Below are 1,027 nucleotides of genomic sequence, written 5' to 3'. Positions count from 1 at the left end.
AAGGAAAATAAGAAAGCAACACCCATGGAAGGATCAGTTGAGGCATTACAAGCAGAAGTAGAGCGTTTACGTATGGAGAATGCTTACTTAAAAAAGTTGAATACCTTAGTTCAAAACAAGGAAAAGTTACAAAGCAAGACAAGGCGCAAGTAGTATTTGAACTAAGGACTGAATTTCCTATAAAAACGTTACTTAAATTCGCAGGTATTCCACGCAGCACCTATTATTACTATGTAAAAACCTTCGGTTCTCAAGACAAACATGCCGAAGTAAAGGCAATGATTCAAGCTATTTACCATGAACATCAAGGACGCTACGGATATCGTCGCATAAGGGACGAGCTGAGAAATCTCGGACACCAGGTTAATCACAAAAAAGTACAGCGATTAATGAATGAAATGGGCCTAAAAAGCATTGTTCGGATGAAAAAATATCGCTCCTATAAGGGGAAAATCGGAAAAGTTGCCCGAAATATTTTAGACCGTAACTTTCAAGCAGGAAAACCAAATGAGAAGTGGGTAACAGATATTACGGAGTTTAAATTGTTTGGTGAAAAGCTATATTTATCACCGATGCTGGATTTGTTTAACGGAGAAATTATCGCTTATACAATTGATTCGAGACCAAGATACTCCCTTGTTTCTAACATGTTGGAAGATGCCTTTAAGCGCCTAACCGACAAAGATAATCTCTTGATCCATACGGATCAAGGATGGCATTACCAAATGGGCAAGTACCAACAGGCATTAAAGGAAAAGAAAATCACACAGAGTATGTCACGAAAAGGGAACTGTTATGACAATGCTGTGATGGAGAGTTTTTTTGGCATTTTAAAATCGGAATTTTTATATACACAGCAGTTTGAAAGTGTTGAGCATTTTAAACGCGAGTTAGCGAAATATATCGACTACTATAACTGCAAGCGAATCAAGACAAAATTAAAAGGCTTGAGTCCAGTACAATACCGAACTCAAACCCTTCATATTGCTTAAATATAATACGTGTCCAACTTTATGGGGTCATTTCA

At 37.4% G+C, this 1,027-nt stretch carries 1 pseudogene; it reads left to right on the top strand.

The annotated features are described in order from the left end of the window. Positions 1 to 992, top strand: a pseudogene (locus HP398_RS30560) (IS3 family transposase); the annotation flags it as partial. Between the last annotated feature and the right edge of the window lie 35 nt (positions 993 to 1,027).

This window comes from Brevibacillus sp. HB1.4B, assembly GCF_013284285.1.
GTDB classification, from domain to species: Bacteria; Bacillota; Bacilli; order Brevibacillales; family Brevibacillaceae; genus Brevibacillus; species Brevibacillus porteri.
This window is presented reverse-complemented; position numbering and strand designations above follow the sequence as displayed.